The organism is Neisseria flavescens (assembly GCF_005221285.1).
GTDB lineage: Bacteria > Pseudomonadota > Gammaproteobacteria > Burkholderiales > Neisseriaceae > Neisseria > Neisseria flavescens.
Map to the genome: position 1 here is coordinate 704,144 of NZ_CP039886.1, position 15,443 is coordinate 719,586.

Below are 15,443 nucleotides of genomic sequence, written 5' to 3' on the forward strand. Positions count from 1 at the left end.
CCGTCTGAAAATCAGATTCAGACGGCCTGCTGATGAAAGGCTGTATTGTAACTCAACCAGTAAATTTTTGTTTGAAAATCCGAAAATTATGGCGAAAGGCGTTCGCGTATCCAGTTGCCGTCAATCAGGCGGTATTGGATGCGGTCGTGCAGGCGGCTGGGGCGACCTTGCCAAAATTCGATACGGTCGGGAATAACGAGGTATCCGCCCCAATGCGGCGGGCGGGGAACATGCAGGGGATGTTTGACACCGACGGCCGCGGCCTTGGCCACCAATACGGCTTTGCTGGAAATCACTTCGCTTTGATCGCTTGCCCATGCGCCGATACGGCTGGTATACGGGCGGCTTTCAAAATATTCGTCCGAAGCGGCGGCATCGAGTTTTTCAATGCGTCCTTCAACGCGCACTTGGCGTTCGAGTTCCGGCCAGAAAAAAGTCATGGCGGCAAAGGGGTGTGCCGTATAGGAGCGGCCTTTGCGGCTGTGGTAATTGGTAAAGAAAACAAAGCCTTTGGGGTTGACTTCTTTCAGCAGTACCATGCGGCTGTTGGGCCTACCGTCTTCGCCCACGGCGGCAACGTTAACTGCTGTCGGCTCGTTGACTTCGGCGTGAATCGCTTCATTCAGCCATTGCTCGAATTGGACAATAGGGTCGGCGTGGCATTCGGCTTCCGACAGCTCGCGTTTGCTGTAATCTTCGCGGATATTGTGCAGATCCATGATTTTTCTCCTTAGGTCTGACTGAATCATACTCCGTTTTTTCAGACGGCCTCAAGGGCATTTGTGTATAATCGTAGCCCTTTCCAATATAGAACAATACGGAGTCCTGTCATGCAAACCGAAGTCGAACTGAAAATCTTAAATCCGAAAATGGCCGATTCCCTGCCTGCTTATGCAACGCCCGGTTCTGCCGGTTTGGACTTGCGTGCCTGCTTGGATGAAGCTGTTGTGTTGCAGCCGGGCGATGTGTATCTCGTTCCGACCGGTTTGGCGGTGCATTTGGCCAACCCTGCGTATGCAGCCGTTTTGTTGCCGCGTTCCGGCTTGGGCCATAAACATGGTATTGTTTTGGGTAACTTGGTCGGTTTGATTGACTCGGATTATCAAGGCGAATTGAAGGTTTCTTTGTGGAACCGTGGTAAAGAAGCGTTTACCATCGAGCCGATGGAACGTATCGCGCAGATGGTGATTGTGCCGGTTGTCCAAGCTGCGTTTAAGGTTGTGGACGAGTTTGCCGCCAGCGAGCGCGGTGAAGGCGGATTCGGCAGCACCGGCAAAGCCTGATGATTTGAAAGGCCGTCTGTAACAGGGAAAATTGAAATATTCGATTTCGGTTTGCCGCTGTTCAGACGGCTTTTTTGTTGAGCCAACCTTTGCATAATTACACACAAGATTGCATTTTTATATCTTGCCTGCATTGCCGACGCACCCAATAATACAGGCCGTCTGAAACCTTTACGGAGCGTTGTTATGTCCCGTCCCTCACTTTTTCTGCCTTTGTTTTTGATTATCTTTGGTGCGATTTGGTTTTTACGCGCTACGGATATTTTGCCTGCGACATCGACAATGATTGCTGGCGCATTAATTATTTTAGGCCTTGCCGTATTGATTATGGACGGCATCAACAAACAGTCCATCGTTTCCGGCCCGATGTTGGTTTATATCGGCACAGCCATTTATCTGCACATGAGCTACTGGATTTACCTCTCGCCGTTGCTGGCCATCGGCATGGTTGTGTTGGGTTGCCTGCTGTTGCTCTCACGCAGCGATATGATTCCTGAGAAACACACAAAATAGAAAGATGAGAGATTTGGGTTTTGCCCTATAAAGGCCGTCTGAACAATGGTATAATCCGCCGTTTCAGACGGCCTTTTTTATTGTGGTTTAAACTTGAAATTTACCCTCTCGGCCACACCGTTTTCTTACATTTTGCAAAGTTTCCGCCATGACCCAAGACAAAATCCTCATCCTCGACTTCGGTTCGCAAGTTACCCAGCTTATCGCCCGCCGCGTGCGCGAAGCCCACGTTTACTGCGAACTGCATTCCTTCGATATGCCTTTGGACGAAATCAAAGCCTTCAACCCCAAAGGCATCATCCTTTCCGGCGGTCCCAATTCCGTTTACGAATCCGATTATCAAGCCGATACCGGTATTTTTGATTTGGGTATTCCGGTTTTGGGCATCTGCTACGGCATGCAATTTATGGCGCACCACTTGGGCGGCGAAGTGCAACCCGGCAACCAGCGCGAATTCGGTTACGCGCAAGTCAAAACCATCGACAGCGAGCTGACACGCGGCATTCAAGACGATACGCCAAACACGCTCGACGTATGGATGAGCCACGGCGATAAAGTTTCCAAACTGCCTACCGGTTTCACCGTCATCGGCGACACGCCGTCCTGCCCGATTGCCATGATGGAAAACGCCGAAAAACAATTCTACGGCATCCAATTCCACCCCGAAGTAACCCACACCAAACAAGGCCGCGCCCTGTTGAACCGCTTTGTTTTGGATATTTGCGGCGCACAACCGGGCTGGACAATGCCGAACTACATCGAAGAAGCCGTTGCCAAAATCCGCGAACAAGTCGGCAGCGACGAAGTGATTTTAGGCTTGTCCGGCGGCGTGGACTCTTCCGTAGCCGCCGCGCTGATCCACCGCGCCATCGGCGACCAACTGACCTGCGTGTTCGTCGATCACGGTTTGTTGCGCCTGAACGAAGGCAAAATGGTGATGGATATGTTCGCCCGCAACTTGGGTGTGAAAGTGATACACGTCGATGCCGAAGGGCAGTTTATAGCGAAACTCGCCGGCGTAACCGACCCTGAGAAAAAACGCAAAATCATCGGCGCGGAATTTATCGAAGTATTTGATGCCGAAGAGAAAAAACTCACTAACGCCAAATGGCTGGCGCAAGGCACGATTTACCCCGACGTAATCGAATCCGCCGGCGCGAAAACCAAAAAAGCCCACGCCATCAAATCGCACCACAACGTCGGCGGCCTGCCTGAAAACATGAAGCTCAAATTGCTTGAACCATTGCGCGATTTGTTCAAAGACGAAGTACGTGAATTGGGCGTCGCTTTGGGTCTGCCTCGTGAAATGGTGTACCGTCATCCGTTCCCGGGCCCGGGTTTGGGTGTGCGTATCTTGGGCGAAGTGAAAAAAGAATACGCCGACTTGCTCCGTCAGGCAGACGATATTTTCATTCAAGAATTGCGCAATACTACCGATGAAAACGGCACATCTTGGTATGACCTGACCAGCCAAGCCTTTGCCGTATTCCTGCCTGTGAAATCCGTCGGCGTGATGGGTGACGGTCGCACGTACGATTACGTCGTTGCCTTGCGTGCCGTGATTACCAGCGACTTTATGACTGCGCACTGGGCAGAGCTGCCATACTCGCTGCTTGGCCGCGTGTCCAACCGCATCATCAACGAAGTCAAAGGCATCAACCGCGTGGTTTATGATGTCAGCGGCAAACCGCCTGCCACGATTGAATGGGAATAATCCCTAAATAATAAAGGCCGTCTGAACAGATATTGTTCAGACGGCCTTATTCTTCAGGAACTAAGCCCAATTAAAATTGATTTTTCAATTCACGCAAGGCAGCGAAGACTTCGAGTTCGCTGTTTAACTTTCGTTCGCTCAATTCTTCGGCGCGTGCCTGAACTTGGGGCAGGTGTACGCGGAAAAACGGATTGACTTTGCGTTCATGCGCCAGGCTGACAGGCAGTGTCGGCATGTGTTCGGCTGCGGCCAAGGCTGTCTGAATATCGGCGTTGTCCGGCTCGATATGCTGGGCAAAGCGCAGATTGGAGGCGGTGTATTCGTGCGCCGGATAAAACAGCGTTTCTTCGGGCAGCTGGTTGAATCGGTGGAAGCTGTCGTAAAGCTGCTCGATTGTGCCGGTAAATACGCGGCCGCAACCGGCGGAGAACAAGGTATCGCCGCAGAAAACGTGCAGGCCGTCTGAATTTTCCAGCAGATAGCTGATGTGGCGGTCGGTATGGCCGGGGGTTGCCCAAACGGTAACCAAGCCTTCGCCAAACGGGAACTGCGTACCTGCGGTGACGGTATGCGTCGCCACGTCGATGTCGCTTTCGCCATAGATTGGGGATTCTAAAAAGCCGTGGAACAGGCTTTTTGCGCCACCGGTATGGTCGGGGTGTGGATGGGTAATCCATGTTTGCGCCAGCATCAGGCGGTTGTGGACGAGGAATTTCAAAACGGGCGTGGCATCGGACGGATCGACGCAGGCGGCATGGTTGCCTTCTTGAATCATCCAGATGTAGTTGTCGTTTAGGGCTTGGATTGGTGTGATTTTCATATGCTTTCTTCTGGTTTGGGGTTTCAGACGGCCTCTAAATAATCTTTGATATTCGGGCTTTGACCGAATACGGCTTCATGGGCTTGATGGATGCACAGTCGGTTGAACAGCAATCTTTGGGTTTGGTCGTCGTCGATAATCCGCACTTGGCCTTGCAGTTTGGGCGCGTCGTGATGAAAGGTATTCTTAAACGCGTGCCAACGGTCGGTTTGCAGATGGACGATGGCAAACATATCGTGCGAAATATTAACGCCGACGCTGAATAGCTTGGCCGAGGCTTGCAGGCAGAAACTGCTGTCGCCAAACAGGCACAGCCCCGTGTTTTCCGGATAGCGGAACAATTCGATTTTCACAGCTTCGGGTTCGGCAAAGATATTACAAAACAACCGTTCAAACAACGACGGCTGCGCCACGCCTTCGCTCAACATACCGTAAAGCCCGCCCAGCCAATCGACATAGCCTAGAAAAGAAAAACGGTAGTCCTGCATAATGGCTTCGATGCGCTTGGGGTCGCGTTTACTGATCAAACGGACAAATTCAAAACCAACCTCTGGCAGCCGCGCCCGAAGTGTTTGATGCAGGCGGTGGGCAAACAGGTTTTTATGGTTGTGCGGATTGCGCAGAATGCCGAGGAATTTCAGCCGCAATATCCGCCACAAGGCATCCGGTACTTTGACGGTATCGGCATTTGCCGTAGTTGTATTCAGACGGCCTGCAGGTAAGGTGCGCAGGTGGTTGCAGGCCTCTTCGTAACCGCTTTCATGACGGTTGAACCAGGTTTCCAGATTGTATTGGTTGGCGGAGTCTTCGACAAAGGTCAGTGTATAGAGGTTTTTCGCCGCCAAGTTGCTGATGATGTTGACGCTTATCGCTTCGTTGCGGTTTTGTTCTTTGCCGCGGGCTTTTTCTCCAGTATGGAACATAGACAGCGGCAGGCGGTAAACGTTTTGGTTTTGCGGGCTGACCTGCGGATTATGCGAATGCTGTCGCTGCTCGGTTTGGGCGATGAAGTGGTGTTCCTTCGTCGGATTCGCGGTCAACAGGGCGTAAGGCTTTTCGCCGCATTCGGAAAATTCGCAATCGCTGAGGATAAAGGCTTGTCGAGTCATAATGTCGGGAAAGGCCGTCTGAATATGTCGATTATAGTTTAAAAGTGGGAATTATACAGAATGACGGCAGTCGGTTTCTATAAGTAAAAGCTTACATAAAGGCCGTCTGAAAACAGGGGGCAGCAAATTTTGCTTTTCCTGTTTCAGACGGCCTTTCTTAAAGCTTGATTACATTAAGTTTTCCATTAGCCCAAAGCTTTTCTTGCACCGGCAAAGAGGCGGTACCAGCCGGACAATTCCGTCCAGTCTTCCGGTTTCCAACTCATTTGTGCGGCTCGGTATACGCGTTCCGGATGCGGCATCATGATGGTAACGCGGCCGTCGGCGTTGGTAACGCCGGCGATGCCTTGCGGCGAGCCGTTAGGGTTGAGCGGGTAGGTTTGGGTAACTTGGTTTTTTCCGTCGACGTATTGCAGCGCGATGCCGAGGTCGTCTGAAATTTTGCCGCCGTGAAGCGTGAAGTCGGCGCGGCCTTCGCCGTGGCTGACGACGACGGGCAGGCCGGAGCCTTGCATTTCGTTCAGAATCAGCGACGCGGATTTGGGGACGTGAACCATACTCAGGCGCGCTTCAAACTGTTCGCTCAAGTTGCGTTTGAATTTCGGCCAGCCTGCCGTGCCGGGGATGATTTCGGCAAGGTTGCTGACCATTTGGCAGCCGTTGCACACGCCCAATGTCAGCGTGTCCGGATCGGCAAAGAAGGCGGCGAACTGGTCGCGTAGAGCAGGGTGGAACAGGATGGATTTTGCCCAGCCTTCGCCCGCGCCGAGTACGTCGCCGTAGCTGAAGCCGCCGCACGCCGCCAGCATTTTGAAGTCGGCAAGGTGGACGCGGCCTGCCATCAGGTCGGACATATGTACGTCGTAGGCATCGAATCCGGCGCGGGTAAAGGCGGCGGCCATTTCGATTTGTCCGTTTACGCCCTGTTCGCGCAGGATGGCGATTTTGGGTTTCGCGCCGCTGTTGACAAACGGCGCGGCGATGTCTTCGTTCACGTCAAACTTCACGTCGGCGAACAATGCGCTGCGTCCATTGTCGCCAATCAGGGCGAACTCGCTGTCGGCGCAGGCAGGGTTGTCGCGCAGTTTTTGAATGGCGTGAGAAGTTTCCTGCCATGCGCGTTGCAGGTTTTCAATATTTTCCTTAAAAATTAAAGTTTTATAATAATCTCCCTCTGGAACATTACCATCATCGTAACGTATTGTTAAATTACCATCATCAACAACAGATGCAATCGGCAACAATGCCCCCCCAAAACCAGCTGCTTCAAATAATTCAATAATATAATTAATATCATCGTTATGAATTTGGAAAACCGCACCTAACTCTTCATTAAACAAAATTCGATTTAGGGCATCGATCCATTTTTCCTCGGTAAGGTTTTCTTCTAAATTGAAACCTTTAAAGTTCCAAACCAAGGGAGCTAAATTGACGCTGATTCCCAAACGACTGCAAAATGCCATTTCTGCTAATGTCGTGAACAGTCCACCATCTGAACGGTCGTGATATGCTAAAAGTTTGCCTTCATCTACCAAGCGTTGAATGACAAAATAGAAGTTTTTCAATAAAGCCAAATCATCAATATCAGGACTTTCGCCCCCCAAATCATTATAGACTTGACTTAGTGCTGATCCACCCATACGCGATTTGCCGAAACCAAAATCGATCATGGCGATGGTTGTTTTTGGGGCATTTTTCAATTCGGGCGTAACGGTTTTTCGCACGTCTTTAACAGGCGCGAACGCAGAGATAATCAGGCTTAAAGGCGAAACCACGGATTTTTGTTCGCCGCCATCCTGCCATACGGTTTTCATCGACAGGCTGTCTTTGCCCACGGGAATGCTCAAATCCAGTGCCTGACAGGCTTTGGAAACGGCTTCGACGGTGCGGTAGAGTTTTTCGTCTTCGCCTTCGTTGCCGCATGCCGCCATCCAGTTGGCGGAAAGTTTGATGTTGCCGATGTCGCCGATATTGACCGCCGCGATATTGGTAATGGCTTCGCCGACGCACATTCTGCCCGAGGCAGGCGCGTCAAACAGGGCGACGGTCGGTTTTTCGCCCATAGACATTGCTTCGCCGCGATAGGTGTTGAAGCCCATCATGGTCACGGCGCAGTCGGCTACGGGGGTTTGGTATTTGCCGACCATTTGGTCGCGGTGGGTCATGCCGCCGACGCTGCGGTCGCCGATGGTAATCAAGAAGTTTTTGGCGGCTACGGCAGGCAGGCGCAAAACGCGGTAGGCAGCTTCGGTAATGTCGATATCGCCCGCGTTAAACGGTTTTTTGGACGGCGCAACCGTTTTGTCGGTACGCGTGGTTTTGGGCGGTTTGCCAAGCAAAACGTTCAACGGCAAATCGACAGGGTTGTTGGAGAACAAGTCGTCGCGTACTTTCAAATGACCGTCGTCGGTCGCCGTGCCAACTACGGCAAATGGGCAACGTTCGCGTTCGCAGATGGCGCGGAAGGTCTCCAAATCTTTTTCCAAAATCGACAATACATAACGCTCTTGCGATTCGTTGCACCAAATCTGCAATGGATTGAGGCCGTGTTCTTCTAGCGGCACTTCGCGTAATTTGAATACTGCGCCGCGTCCGGCATCGTTGACCAGTTCGGGGAAGGCGTTGGACAAGCCGCCTGCGCCGACGTCGTGGATGGAGATAATCGGGTTTTTATCACCAAGCTGCCAGCAGCGGTCGATGACTTCCTGCGCGCGGCGTTCGATTTCGGGGTTGCCGCGTTGTACGGAGTTGAAGTCCAAAGATGCGTCGTTTGTGCCGGTGTTCATGGAAGAAGCCGCGCCGCCGCCCAAGCCGATGAGCATGCCCGGGCCGCCCAGTTGGATCAGCAATGCGCCTTCGGGGATTTCGTCTTTGTGTGTTTGTTGTGCCTGAATGCTGCCTAAGCCGCCGGCAATCATAATCGGTTTGTGGTAGCCGCGGACCTGACCGTCAAATTTTTCTTCAAAGGTACGGAAGTAGCCCAAGAGATTTGGACGGCCGAATTCGTTGTTGAACGCCGCGCCGCCGATGGGGCCCTCAATCATGATGTCCAGCGGCGAGGAAATGTGTTCTGGCTTGCCGTAGTCTTGTTCCCACGGCTGTTTGAGGTCAGGGATGTTGAGGTTGGACACGGTAAAACCGGTCAAGCCCGCTTTCGGACGTGAACCTTTGCCCGTTGCACCTTCGTCACGGATTTCGCCGCCCGCGCCCGTTGCCGCGCCCGCAAACGGAGCGATGGCGGTCGGGTGGTTGTGCGTTTCCACTTTCATGATGATATGGGTATCTTCTTCGTGGAAACGGTAGCCTTGGTTTTCTGCCGCATTCGGATAGAAACGCTCAACTTTGGCGCCTTCGATTACGGACGAATTATCTTTATAGGCAACGACCGTGCCTTCGGGATGCGCATTGTGTGTATCGCGAATCATGCCGAAGAGGGATTTCGGTTGTTTTTCGCCATTGAGGATGAAGTCGGCGTTGAAGATTTTGTGGCGGCAGTGTTCGCTGTTTGCCTGAGCGAACATCATCAATTCAACATCGGACGGATTGCGGTTTAAAGCCTGATAGTTTTCAACCAGATAATCGATTTCGTCGGCTGAAAGCGCCAAGCCCATTTCGGTATTGGCTTTGACCAATGCCTCTTTGCCGCCGCCCAATACATCTACGCTGGAGAAGGTTTCCGATTGGATATGGTGGAACAGTTGTGCTGCTGCATCGATGTCGGTCAACACGCTTTCGGTCATGCGGTCGTGCAACAGGGCTGCCCATTGTTGTTTTTGCCCGTCGGTAAGCGCACCTTCCAACCATACGGCCATGCCGCGTTCGATACGCTCAATGCCTTCCAAACCGCAGTTTTCGGCGATATTGGTTGCTTTGGAAGCCCAAGGCGAAATGGTACCCAAACGGGGTGTTACCAAAAATAAATGCAAGCCCTCGCGCGCTTTGGGCGTTTGTTCAACGCTTTGCGCTGCCAGTAAGGCTTGCAGTTTTTCGACTGTCGCGGCATCAAGTGCTTTTTCGCTACCGACAAAATACCAAAATTCGCTGCTTAATTTGACTTCGGGCAGGCCGAGGGCGGCTGCTTTTTGGAAGAGTTTTTCAACACGGAAATCGGAAAGGGCGGTTACACCGCGCAAGGGCAGAACAACAGACATGGATTCAGCTCACAAAATGCAGTTGGGGAATCCATTATTATACCTGAAAAATGCAATTTTGCTTGTGAATTTATACTTCAAGTGTTGACAATTTTTGCTTGTAAATTGAAGGGGAATGAGGCGATCGTGTCACCTGCTTTTTTATTTTGTACCTGATTATTCGATTGTTTTTGTTTAATTTTGAAGAATCGGGAGAAGGGGGATGGATAGACGTAACGATATAAAGTGAAAATTATTTGATTGTTGTCTTTGATATTTTGCTGACAATAAGGCCGTCTGAAACCTTACTTTCAGACGGCCTTGCTTTATCCTTTTCTTTTGTTTCCCAGCATATCCAGCAAACCTGCCAGATTGCTTTTTCCTTCTTCCTTGCTCACAATCGGCTCGCCGCCTTTGCGGCCTAAAATCTTGATGTCTTCCTGCGGCATTTCATCTATGAAACGGCTCGGCTCGGGGAATTGCCATGTGCCTTGCTTTTTGCGTTTGAGGCAGTGGGTCAGTGTAAGTTGACGTTTGGCACGGGTAATGCCGACGTACATCAGACGGCGTTCTTCTTCAACATTGTCTTCTTCAATGCTGTCATTATGCGGCAAAATGCCTTCTTCGCAACCGACAAGGAAAACATAGGGGTATTCCAAACCTTTGGAAGCGTGCAGGGTGGAGAGTTTGACGGCATCGACTTCTTCTTCACTTTTGCCCTCCAAAAGCGTCATCAGGGCGATGGTTTGGGCGAGTTCGATGATGTTTTTGCCGTCTTGCTCGCCTTTGCGTTCCAGCCAGCCGGTCAGGTCGGTAACGTTGCGCCATTTGATTTCGCCTGCTTTTCCTTCTTCGTTGTCCAACAGGTGGTTTTCGTAGTCGATTTCTTTCAGTAAGTTATGAATAAGCTCGCCTGCTTCGCTGGTTTCGGCTTTGGCGCGGTAGCTTTCAATCATATCCATAAAGGCTTGCAGGTATTGGCGGTTGGTATGGTTCAACAGGGCAAGCGCTTCTTCGGTTTGCGCGGCTTCATATAGGCTGCATTCGTGTTCGTGCGCGTAGGTGTTGAGCTTGCCCAGTGTCACGTCGCCGATGCCGCGTTTGGGTGTGGTGACGGCGCGTAGGAAGGCAGGATCGTCGTTGGGATTGGCAAGCAGGCGTAAGTAGGATAAAACGTCTTTGATTTCGGCTTTGTCGAAAAAGCTTTGTCCGCCGGAGAGTTGGTAGGGAACGCGTGCGCTGCGCAAGGCTTCTTCAAAAATCCGCGCCTGATGGTTGCCGCGGTATAAGACGGCGAAATCGGCGTATTGGGTTTTGTCGCCGCCGACCAGCTTCTGCTTGACAATTTGGCTGACAACCCAGTCGGCTTCGTGTTGCTCGCTTTGACAGGCAACGACTTTGACGATTTCGCCTTCGCCGAACTGAGACCAAAGTTTTTTGGTAAAGAGTTTGGGGTTGTTTTCGATGACTTTGTTGGCGATTTTGAGAATCCGCGCGGTGGAGCGGTAGTTTTGCTCCAGCTTGATGACCTTCATCTGCGGATAGTCTTCCTGCATTTTGCGCAGGTTTTCCATGTTTGCGCCGCGCCATGCGTAGATGGACTGGTCGTCATCGCCGACGGCGGTAAACATGCCTTCCGCGCCGGTTAAGAGCTTCATCAGGGTAAATTGGCAGGTGTTGGTGTCCTGACATTCGTCAACCAACAGATAACGCAGCCGCCGCTGCCATTTGTTGCGCACTTCGCTGTTTTGCTGCAACAGTACGGCAGGCAGGCGGATTAAGTCGTCGAAGTCCACTGCCTGATAGCTTTGCAGGGTTTCCTGATAACTCGCATAGACACGTGCTGTTTGTTGTTCCCACACATTCGAGGCCGTCTGAACAACATCTTCAGGCGTTTTTAAATCATTTTTCCAAAGGGAAATTTGGTGTTGCGCTTTGAATATGGCTTCTTTGCCCGTACCGCCCAAGAGTTCGCCGATGATTTTCGCGCTGTCGGTGGAATCGAGGATGGAAAAGTTTTTTTTGTAACCAATTTGATTGGCTTCTTCGCGCAAAATCTTCATGCCCAAAGAGTGGAAGGTGCAAATCGTCAGCCCGCGCGTTTGCGACTTGGGCAGCATTTTAGAGACGCGCTCTTGCATTTCCGTGGCGGCTTTATTGGTAAAGGTAATCGCGGCAACGGTATGCGGCAGATAGCCGACATTGACGATCAAATGCTTGATTTTTTGCGTAATCACGCCGGTTTTGCCGCTGCCTGCGCCGGCAAGGACGAGCAGGGGGCCGCCTAGATATTTGACTGCGGCTTGCTGTTGGGGGTTGAGTTTCATTGAAGGGAAAGACGGGTAATGTGGGGAGCAATTATACAACAAGGCCGTCTGAAATTTTCAGACGGCCTTGGGCGTTTTTTAGAGTAAACTTTATTCAAAATATTTCAATTTGCCCTTGAAGTCTTCCAGCTTCTCATAGCCTTTTTGTGCCATGATGGCTTTTAATTCAAGGGAAATCCGTTCAAAAATGTCTACGCCTTGCTGGTGTAGCGCCGTGCCGATCTGCACCATACTTGCGCCGCACAAGATGTGTTCAAACGCATCACGGCCGCTGTAAACACCGCCCGTTCCGATGACTTGGATAGACGAATCCAGTCTTTGATAGAACGCGTGAACATTGGCGAGCGCAGTCGGTTTGATGTATTGGCCGCCTATGCCGCCGACGCCGTTTTTCGGGCGAATCACGACGGATTCGTCTTCGATATACATGCCATTGCCGATGGAGTTGACACAGTTGACAAATTTTAGGGGATAGCGGTTGAACACTTTCGCCGCCTGATCGAAATGGGCAATATCGAAATACGGCGGCAATTTGATGCCCAAGGGCTTGTCGAAGTAGGTAAAGGCATTATCCAAAATCATCTCGGTGGTTTCAAAGTCGTAGGCAATTTGCGGTTTGCCGGCGACGTTTGGGCAGGATAGGTTGAGTTCGGTAATGCCGTTGAACCCGCTGTTTTGCACCTTTTCCAACAGAATATGTGTTTCGCCGGGCGACAGGCCGACCAGTGATAAGAAAAATGTCCGTTCCGGCTGAGACTCTTGAAGGGTAAGCAGGTAATCCATATAGTAATCAATGCCTTGATTCGGCAAGCCCATCGAATTGATGCTGCCTAGAGGCACGTCCCGATAACGCGGCTTGGGGTTGCCTTGACGCGGGGTAAGCGTTGCGGTCTTGGTAATGAAAGTGCCTGCCGAAGACTGTCTGACTGCTTCCAATTCCTCAACAGTCATACATGACACACCAGCCGCGTTCATCAGGCAGTTGTCAAAAGAAAAACCGGCGATTTGGGTTTTCAAAGATACCATCTCCTGCTCCTTTTCTTCGCAAAATCAAATTGTTTGCCAAGCGTAACACGAAGAGGCGGTACGATTTTTAACAAACATCAAATGACAAAGTATGTAGGCGGATGTTGTTTTCAATATTGAAAAAAGGCCGTCTGAAAAACTCAAACAGTCTTTCAGACGGCCTTCACTATATGGCATTAATTAGGAACAAAAGCTGTCGGCTGATTTGGATATTGGGTTTTAAAAATCAGGCCAACCATTCGGCCAAGGCCGCTTCAAAACGTTTCAAGCCTTCGGCCATGTCTTCATCGTTCAGCAGCAGGCTGGGGGCGAAACGCACCACATTGGCGCCGGCAACCAGTACCATCAGGCCGTGTTTTAAAGCGGTGGCGGTGATTTCCGATGCCTTACTTTCGTATTTGTCTGCCAACACGCAGCCGAGCAGCAAACCCATGCCGCGGACTTCTTTAAATACGCCGCTCTTTTCGCCCAATTCACGCAATGCCGTCTGAAGTTTTTGGCCTTGTTGTTTAACGTGTGCCAATGTTTCGGGCGCATTGATGATGTCGAATGCGCGACTGCCGACGGCACACGCCATTGGGTTGCCGCCAAAGGTCGAACCATGTGTTCCGGGGCCGAAGGTTGGGGCGATCTTATCGGTTGTCAGAATCGCGCCAATCGGGAAGCCGCTGCCCAAGGCTTTGGCGGAGCTGAGAATATCGGGTGTCACGCCGTAATGCTCGTAGGCAAACAGTTTGCCCGTATGGCCCATGCCGGTTTGCACTTCGTCCAAAATCAGCAAAGCGCCGTGTTTGTCGCACAAACGGCGTGCGGCTTGCAGATATTCTTGGGTGGCAGGCAGGATGCCGCTTTCGCCTTGAATTGGCTCGATAATCACGGCGCAGGTTTTATCGCTGATGGTCGCTTCCAATGTGGCAACATCATTGAAGGGAACGTGGGTAATGTCGGCTGGCAGCGGCGCGTAGTCTTTACTGTATTTGGGCTGGCCGCCGACGGATACGGTAAACAGGGTGCGACCGTGGAAGCTGTTGAGGCAGGAGATGATTTCGGTTTTGTGTTCGCCAAAATGATTGCGGCCGTATTTGCGCGCCAGTTTCAGCGCGGCTTCATTGGCCTCTGCGCCGGAATTGCAGAAAAATACTTTGTCGGCAAAGGTGTTTTCGACCAGTTTTTTGGCCAATTCTTGCGCCGGTTGGGTTGTGTAGATATTAGAAATGTGCCAGAGTTTTTGCGACTGGTCGGCCAAAGCTGTGACCAAATCGGGATGGCAATGGCCCAGCGCGTTCACAGCAATACCGCCTGACAGGTCAATGTATTCTCGTCCTTCGGTATCCCAAACCCGGCTGCCGAGCGCGCGTTCCGGAATCATGGGGGCGAATGAGAAATTGGGTGTCAGGTAGTTTTGCATGTTCTTTTCCTTTTGATATTGTCAACAATCTCTTGAATTATGCGCCGATTGATTGCGAGATTCAATATGGCAATCAGGCCGTCTGAAAACTGGATTTCAGACGGCCTGATACTTACTTATTTATGCTTGATTTCCCAGCATTGATGGATTTTTTTATTGCGGAAATCGTCAGGAACGGACTGTTTGGAAATGTCTTTGACTGCGTATTGTTCCGATACCGAATTGTCCAACATAAAGCTGCGCAGATTGTTGGAGAAATACAGAATGCCGTCTGAAGCGAGCAGGCTCATTGCGCCGTCAATTAGCTTTTTATGGTCGCGCTGGATGTCGAGGATGTCGAGCATCTTTTTGCTGTTGGAAAAGCTGGGCGGATCCATGACGATCAGGTCAAACTTTTTGCCTTCGCCAGCGGCATTTTGTAGGTATTGGAACACATCGGCGCGGACGATTTTGTGTTGTTCGGGGTTGATGCCGTTGAGTTCGAAATTGCGTTTTGCCCACTCGAGATAAGTGTTGGATAAATCGACGGTTTCGCTGGACGCTGCGCCGCCGGTTGCGGCATAGACGGTAAAGCTGCCTGTGTAGGAAAACAGGTTGAGGAAGCGTTTGCCCGCTGCGGTTTCGCCGACTTTTTTGCGCGTGTTGCGGTGGTCGAGGAAAAGGCCGGTGTCAAGGTATTTGTCGAGGTTAACCAAAAACATGCGGCCGTTTTCAGTGATGACGAAATCGTCGCCGGTTTTGCCGGTTTTCTCGTATTGCTGCAAACCTTTTTGACGTTCTCGGCGTTTGAGGTGGATTTGTTCGGGCGCAAAACCGGTTACAAAACCGATGGCTTCCAATACATCGGCAAGCCATGCTTCGTATTCTTCGGGCTGCATCAGCCAGCCGGTATCGTATTCCTGAAGATGGATTTGGTCGCCGTAAACATCGACGGCAAAGGGGAATTGGGGGATGTCGCGGTCGTAAATGCGCCAGGCTTCGATGCCGTTGCGTTTCGCCCATTTCATGAGGTGTTTGATGTTTTTGCCCATGCGGTTGGCGAAGGGTGTGATGTCGGTCATGGTTTCAGACGGCCTGAATGAGTATTGGGAAGGGTTTGGATTTTAACGCACT

The 15,443-nt window shown here is 51.3% G+C and carries 11 protein-coding genes; 3 read left to right on the forward strand and 8 right to left on the reverse strand.

Annotated elements, in window-relative coordinates:
• Positions 1-86 precede the first annotated feature (86 nt).
• Positions 87-719: a pyridoxamine 5'-phosphate oxidase gene (gene pdxH / locus FAH67_RS03680; protein ID WP_039864003.1), complete on the reverse strand. Its 633-nt coding sequence runs from the start codon at positions 717-719 to the stop codon at positions 87-89.
• A 111-nt stretch (positions 720-830) separates the two neighbouring features.
• Here pdxH and dut point away from each other — a divergent pair, with 111 nt between their 5' ends.
• The 3 genes from dut (at position 831) to guaA (ending at position 3,510) form a co-directional block, all read left to right on the forward strand.
• Complete coding sequence (gene dut / locus FAH67_RS03685; RefSeq protein ID WP_003680707.1) at positions 831-1,283, forward strand: dUTP diphosphatase; 453 nt, start codon at positions 831-833, stop codon at positions 1,281-1,283.
• 186 nt (positions 1,284-1,469) lie between these two features.
• Entirely contained in the window at positions 1,470-1,796 is a 327-nt protein-coding gene (locus tag FAH67_RS03690; protein ID WP_004464437.1) for a hypothetical protein, read from the forward strand.
• Between the two features lie 148 nt (positions 1,797-1,944).
• Positions 1,945-3,510, forward strand: a complete 1,566-nt coding sequence (gene guaA / locus FAH67_RS03695) for a glutamine-hydrolyzing GMP synthase (protein WP_039863727.1) — start codon at positions 1,945-1,947, stop codon at positions 3,508-3,510.
• Between the two features lie 70 nt (positions 3,511-3,580).
• Here guaA and gloB read toward each other — a convergent pair whose 3' ends face one another.
• The 7 genes from gloB to FAH67_RS03730 form a co-directional block, all read right to left on the reverse strand.
• Positions 3,581-4,330: a hydroxyacylglutathione hydrolase gene (gloB, locus tag FAH67_RS03700; protein WP_004464430.1), complete on the reverse strand. Its 750-nt coding sequence runs from the start codon at positions 4,328-4,330 to the stop codon at positions 3,581-3,583.
• 23 nt (positions 4,331-4,353) lie between these two features.
• Complete coding sequence (locus FAH67_RS03705; protein ID WP_039863725.1) at positions 4,354-5,439, reverse strand: hypothetical protein; 1,086 nt, start codon at positions 5,437-5,439, stop codon at positions 4,354-4,356.
• A gap of 185 nt (positions 5,440-5,624) precedes the next feature.
• A complete protein-coding gene (purL, locus tag FAH67_RS03710; protein WP_004464423.1) occupies positions 5,625-9,590 on the reverse strand; it encodes a phosphoribosylformylglycinamidine synthase in 3,966 nt (1,321 codons plus the stop codon).
• A gap of 305 nt (positions 9,591-9,895) precedes the next feature.
• Positions 9,896-11,896 carry a DNA helicase Rep gene (rep, locus tag FAH67_RS03715; RefSeq protein ID WP_004464420.1) on the reverse strand — a complete coding sequence of 667 codons (2,001 nt, stop codon included), beginning with the start codon at positions 11,894-11,896 and terminating at the stop codon, positions 9,896-9,898.
• Positions 11,897-11,986: 90 nt separating this feature from the next.
• Complete coding sequence (locus FAH67_RS03720; protein WP_004464418.1) at positions 11,987-12,922, reverse strand: dihydroorotate oxidase; 936 nt, start codon at positions 12,920-12,922, stop codon at positions 11,987-11,989.
• A 226-nt stretch (positions 12,923-13,148) separates the two neighbouring features.
• A complete protein-coding gene (locus FAH67_RS03725) occupies positions 13,149-14,330 on the reverse strand; it encodes an acetylornithine/succinyldiaminopimelate transaminase (protein WP_004464416.1) in 1,182 nt (393 codons plus the stop codon).
• Between the two features lie 116 nt (positions 14,331-14,446).
• Positions 14,447-15,391, reverse strand: coding sequence for a class I SAM-dependent methyltransferase (locus FAH67_RS03730; protein WP_004464415.1), 945 nt, complete (start codon positions 15,389-15,391; stop codon positions 14,447-14,449).
• Between the last annotated feature and the right edge of the window lie 52 nt (positions 15,392-15,443).

What these genes read in the sequence shown, in the direction of transcription:
- rep (WP_004464420.1), bottom strand. Translation starts at nt 11,896, where the DNA reads ATGAAACTCAACCCCCAACAGCAAGCCGCAGTCAAATATCTAGGCGGC.
- gloB (WP_004464430.1), bottom strand. Translation starts at nt 4,330, where the DNA reads ATGAAAATCACACCAATCCAAGCCCTAAACGACAACTACATCTGGATG.
- FAH67_RS03730 (WP_004464415.1), bottom strand. Translation starts at nt 15,391, where the DNA reads ATGACCGACATCACACCCTTCGCCAACCGCATGGGCAAAAACATCAAA.
- guaA (WP_039863727.1), top strand. Translation starts at nt 1,945, where the DNA reads ATGACCCAAGACAAAATCCTCATCCTCGACTTCGGTTCGCAAGTTACC.
- FAH67_RS03725 (WP_004464416.1), bottom strand. Translation starts at nt 14,330, where the DNA reads ATGCAAAACTACCTGACACCCAATTTCTCATTCGCCCCCATGATTCCG.
- FAH67_RS03720 (WP_004464418.1), bottom strand. Translation starts at nt 12,922, where the DNA reads ATGGTATCTTTGAAAACCCAAATCGCCGGTTTTTCTTTTGACAACTGC.
- FAH67_RS03690 (WP_004464437.1), top strand. Translation starts at nt 1,470, where the DNA reads ATGTCCCGTCCCTCACTTTTTCTGCCTTTGTTTTTGATTATCTTTGGT.
- dut (WP_003680707.1), top strand. Translation starts at nt 831, where the DNA reads ATGCAAACCGAAGTCGAACTGAAAATCTTAAATCCGAAAATGGCCGAT.
- FAH67_RS03705 (WP_039863725.1), bottom strand. Translation starts at nt 5,439, where the DNA reads ATGACTCGACAAGCCTTTATCCTCAGCGATTGCGAATTTTCCGAATGC.
- pdxH (WP_039864003.1), bottom strand. Translation starts at nt 719, where the DNA reads ATGGATCTGCACAATATCCGCGAAGATTACAGCAAACGCGAGCTGTCG.
- purL (WP_004464423.1), bottom strand. Translation starts at nt 9,590, where the DNA reads ATGTCTGTTGTTCTGCCCTTGCGCGGTGTAACCGCCCTTTCCGATTTC.